Annotated in this window: 5 protein-coding genes and 1 pseudogene; all 6 read left to right on the top strand. The window is 36.7% G+C overall.

Features of this window, described 5'->3' with window-relative positions:
• Positions 1 to 252, top strand: a pseudogene (locus H344_RS22035) (IS110 family transposase); the annotation flags it as partial.
• Positions 253 to 986: 734 nt separating this feature from the next.
• Entirely contained in the window at positions 987 to 1,865 is an 879-nt protein-coding gene (locus H344_RS0116500; protein ID WP_026811286.1) for an SDR family oxidoreductase, read from the top strand.
• Positions 1,866 to 1,894: 29 nt separating this feature from the next.
• On the top strand, positions 1,895 to 2,860 hold the full coding sequence (locus H344_RS0116495) for a nuclear transport factor 2-like protein (RefSeq protein WP_026811285.1): 966 nt from the start codon (positions 1,895 to 1,897) through the stop codon (positions 2,858 to 2,860).
• A 62-nt stretch (positions 2,861 to 2,922) separates the two neighbouring features.
• Entirely contained in the window at positions 2,923 to 3,231 is a 309-nt protein-coding gene (locus H344_RS0116490) for an EthD family reductase (RefSeq protein ID WP_026811284.1), read from the top strand.
• A gap of 43 nt (positions 3,232 to 3,274) precedes the next feature.
• Positions 3,275 to 4,312, top strand: coding sequence for a methyltransferase (locus H344_RS0116485; RefSeq protein WP_026811283.1), 1,038 nt, complete (start codon positions 3,275 to 3,277; stop codon positions 4,310 to 4,312).
• Positions 4,313 to 4,691: 379 nt separating this feature from the next.
• Positions 4,692 to 4,960, top strand: a 269-nt coding sequence (gene tnpA, locus H344_RS21575) for an IS200/IS605 family transposase (protein ID WP_169514987.1), incomplete at its 3' end; no start/stop codon positions are given.

Below are 4,960 nucleotides of genomic sequence, written 5' to 3'. Positions count from 1 at the left end.
GGAACCAGTATAAGGGGCAGGACAAAGGTTAGTAACCTAGCCAACAAGAAAATAAAGAGCCTACTTGATCTATGTGCAAAATCGGCCTTACAGCATAATCCGGAAATGAAAGCATATTACCAGAGGAGACTGGAGGAAGGAAAAAACAAGATGAGCACAATCAATATTATTAGAAACAAATTAGTGTCCAGAATGTTTGCAGTTATTACGCGAAATGAACCCTATATTAATCTTATGAAATATGCAGCTTAGGATTGTTGATAAATTAAAGTAGATATCCTTTTTTTAATCATAGAATACAGGCGGGTGCGATTCACATATCTAAATTCGTAGTTACGACTAGATTTAGGTCATGCTCTACGTTCAGTTTCAAATATGGAACCTTTATCTATATGCCATTTATAAAACCACTTACTTTAATTAATTTTTCTATTAAGGGGGCAAATTTAAATGAACCATTATAAAAACCTGAACCTTTTAAGAAATAAGAATCCTAGTTTTACTTTATAATAGTATATTTTTCAATTAAGTCAAAAAGATATATTACCAATACCCTTAATCACGAGAAGGGTCGAGTTAGTATTCTAACCTTAATTTTTTCTAAAATTATATTTCAAATCCAATAAATAATATTGCAGAATGCCCTTTATCTTTTTAAGGATGTTTCTAGTTTATTTTGGATAAATATAAATATGTCTTCGGACAATGAAACCACGCTTTCGTCCTTATCGGTGTTAAGGCAAGCTAATAAATAGTTTACTTGCAACCCCTTCCCCTTAGTAACCACCAATTAGTATTAAAAAACAACCCTAAGGTTTCATCATATTCCAACCAGGTATGGGTGTTATAATTACCTTAATTATGGTAAGCTCTCTATACAAACTTGGTTTTAGAATAATCAAAAACGAACCGTTGCAATTAGCCATCCTGTATATTTTTAATCAAACTAGACAGGAAATAGGCGTCTAAAAGAAAAAACTACCAAGATGAAAACAGTATTAATTACGGGAACAAGTAAAGGCATTGGCTTAGAAACAGCACTTGCTTTTGGACGTGCAGGATATAAAGTATTCGCAACAATGCGATATCCGAAAATGGCACATCATTTTAAGGATATAATCTCCAAAGAATCTTTAGATATCACTATTCATAAAATGGACGTGGACTCCAGCGATTCTGTAAAAAAGTGTATCGAACCAATTCTTGAGGCCATAGGCACCCTAGACGTACTCGTGAATAATGCAGGGGTTGAGCGCCATGGATCTGTAGAAGAACTTACCGTATCGGATTTCAGAGCTGTTATGGAGACTAATTATTTTGGCGTGTTGCGATGTATAAAAAGAGTGTTACCTGAAATGCGCAAAAACAAAAACGGAAGCATCATAAATATTAGTTCTGTTGCCGGACATATTTCCAATAGCCCTTTAGGGGCATACGCGGCAAGCAAATTTGCACTAGAAGCCGTAAGTGAAGCTCTGGCACAAGAAGTAAAGCCTTTTAATATACGTGTAGCTATTGTAGAGCCTGGCATCATTGACACCCAAATGGCAAACAATATTAGTATTGCATCCGGATCAATTTACCCCCATTCCAAACGATTAGGGGGTTTGTTCGCTGCATCTCTTAAAACTCCTACCTCTCCAACTTTAGTAGCAAATAAAATTTTAGAGATTGCAAATAGTAAATCTTGGAAACTTAGACATCCCGTTGGACCAGATGCACAACCCTTTTTAGATTGGCGCTCATCAATGACTGATGAGGAATGGGTAGACTGGAATGCAGCCAATGATGAAAATTGGTATGCCGCGGTAGAAAATACGTTTGGGTTGAACGCTAGAAGTAAGGAAATATCAATAGAATTATAACCATAATAAACCCTTAAAAAATATTAAAGATGAAAACAAAAATTACACTTTTAGCACTTGCTTTATTAAGCATTACAATTGCTTTCGGCCAAAAAAAAACTAATGGTAATGTGTACATAGAACATCCGGCCATAGATGTGGTAGATGAGTTCGTTAAAGCTTCCGTGGCAGGTGATTCCCTAAAAATGGCTAGCTATATTACAGAGGATTTTAAAGCGTATTGGGGTACAACCAATGTGCCAGATACAAAAGGGTTAGATAAAGCTGCTTTTATAAGAAATCAACTGCTTTATTTCAATGCATTGGATTATTATTCCGTAACTCCCTTCCCAGGCTCATATCCAGATGCTATAGAGTACAAAAAGGACAATAAAGACCAGGAAGTATGGGTACAAACTTGGGTAGAATTAAATGGAGTCCACAAAAGAACAGGCGTTAAAATAGACGCTTCTGCTCACAGACTATATAAACTTACCAAAGACAATAAAATTAATACCATTATAAATTACGCTAATGGAACCGTTTTAGATGAAATCAGAGCCAGTTTTGTGGATAGAAAAAATGGCACCATTTATAACCACCATGATAATATAAACACCATTAGAAAAATGGTATATGCAATGGAAAAAGGAGATATGGAAAAGGCTTATAGCTTTTATGAAGAAGATGCCACCTTTGGTGACTTAAGCTCATTTAAAAACAGAGGGATTTCTTTGGCAGATCAAAAAGTGCAGGATAAAGCATTTTTAGAAAAATTTGATCTGGTTACTATCGAGATGTCCGGCTATCCAGATTATCTAGAGTATGAGATGGACGATAGTCGGGCTGTACTATCATGGTGGAATTTTCACCTAGTTCGCAAATCCGATAAAATGGCAATAGTGCTTCCCGTGTTTTTTATTGACGATTTTAATAAAGACGGTAAGATTATACGTGAGTCTGCTTATTATAACGAAAGGTTACTTGAGCAACCGTTTAAAGTAGCTAGCAACTAATTTCATTTAAATTATTACAACTAAAGCCTGTATAAATACAAGCTTACCATAACTAAAATATAATGATAAAGTTAACAGTATTGTACGGACATCCAACGGATACAGCTGAATTTGAAGCCTACTATACTAATACCCATTTATCTAAAGTTGCTAAAATGAAAGGTTTTGCAAAAATGGAGCTAACAAAATTCCTTAATTATTTTGATGGTAGTAAACCAGACTACTACCGGATGGCTGAATTCTGGTTTAACACTCCTGAGGCGATGCAAAAAACAATGAGTTCCTCTGTAGGTCAGGATGTAGCAGCTGATCTCCCTAATTTTGTCACAGGTGGCGTAACGCTATTAGTAGGTGAAGCGGAAGAACTATAGAAAATAAGAAATAATCATTTTACTTCTTTAAATCGTTTAAATAATGGAAACCACTATAACAACGCAGGGAAATCCTTCCAAAATAATGCAAATTGGCACAGGTTTTTTTGCCACCAAGACTTTACTTACAGCGGTCAATATGGGGTTGTTTACCCTATTAGCCAAAAGTCCGCTTTCTGGCCAGGAAATACAAGAAAAACTAGGGCTTCATCTCAGAAGCCTTTATGATTTTCTAGACGCCTTGGTAGCACTTGGATTTTTAGATCGGACTGGAATTAAAAAAACATCAAACTATAGCAATGCAGCCGATAGCGCCTTTTTTCTAGACAAAAACAAACCAAGTTATATAGGTGGAATCCTAGAAATGGCCAATAACCGACTGTACCCCTTTTGGAATAATCTTGAGGACGGATTAAAGACAGGCTTACCACAAAATGAGACCAAAAACAGTGGTAAATCCCTTTTTGAAACAATCTATACCGATTCTGTAAAGCTCAAGGAATTTATCAAAGCCATGACGGGCGTACAAATAGGCAATTTTATTGCCTTTGGAAAACAATTTGATTTCTCCAACTATAAAACGCTTTGCGATATTGGGGGCTCGGGCGGTACCCTTTCGGCACATGTGTACTTAAATAACTCGCATATGAAATGTACCTCTTTTGATTTGCCTCCCGTTGAACCGATAGCAAAGGAAAACCTCCAAAATATGAGATTATCTGAAAAAGTTGATTTACTATCTGGCGATTTTTTTACTGATTCTTTCCCAAAATCTGATGTGATTACCATGGGGAACATTTTACACGATTGGGGGAAAAGTGATAAAAAAATATTGATCAAGAAAGCTTATGATGCCTTGCCAAAAGGAGGCGCATTTGTGGTTATTGAAAATCTTATTGATGCTGATCGAAGGAAGAATGCCTTTGGGCTGTTAATGTCGCTTAACATGTTGATAGAAACAGCAGAAGGTTACGATTTTTCAACATCCGATTTTGAAGAGATGACCAAAGAAGCAGGGTTTGGGCAAATTTCTATTATGCCCCTTACTGGCCCCACAAGTGCTGCTATTGCCATTAAATAAACGGCCTAAAATTATCTTTATCAACCTAATGCAATCGAAGAAGTCTAGTTTGATAGATTTAAATGGTTATTAGTTACATTAAGAAATCCCCCTTAGGGCAATCCCATAAGATAAGGTACGGAAACCATCAATAACATTTCTACACTCGACAGAACGATAAGGGCAGGCCCGCCTGAATTGTTCGGGTAGGCCCGCCTTAACAGGTCGGGCAGGCCCACGTGGGCGCATTCTCATTTTATTAAGTGAAAAACAAAAAATTAACTTCGCCTTGAAAAATTGATTTTTAAAAGCAGTTGGCTAACTCTACAGAGGAACTTTATTCTAGAGGGGTAAATACCCCGAGGCTTGCCTCGCACGAAAAAAAACAGTAATCTTGAGCGTGAGCTCAAGCACCCATATACATAAGAGCCACAACGTTTCGTTGTTACTCTATCATTTGGTTTGTTCGACCAAATATCGCCGATTGGTACTAAGTCCTAAAGTTGAGAGGATTCTGTGTCAGACGTGTCTAGATATTCAGTACAGGTATGAAATCCATTTTTTGGAGATAGGTACGGATAAGGATCATGTTCATTTTTTGATTCAGAGTGTTCCAACATATAGTCCGACCAAAATAGCAAGGACGGTAAAGAGCCTTACTGCCCGTGA

The organism is Arenibacter latericius DSM 15913, from assembly GCF_000424985.1.
In the GTDB taxonomy this organism is placed as follows: domain Bacteria; phylum Bacteroidota; class Bacteroidia; order Flavobacteriales; family Flavobacteriaceae; genus Arenibacter; species Arenibacter latericius.
Note: the sequence above shows the minus strand (reverse complement) of the source record. Positions and strands in the feature narration are given on the sequence as shown.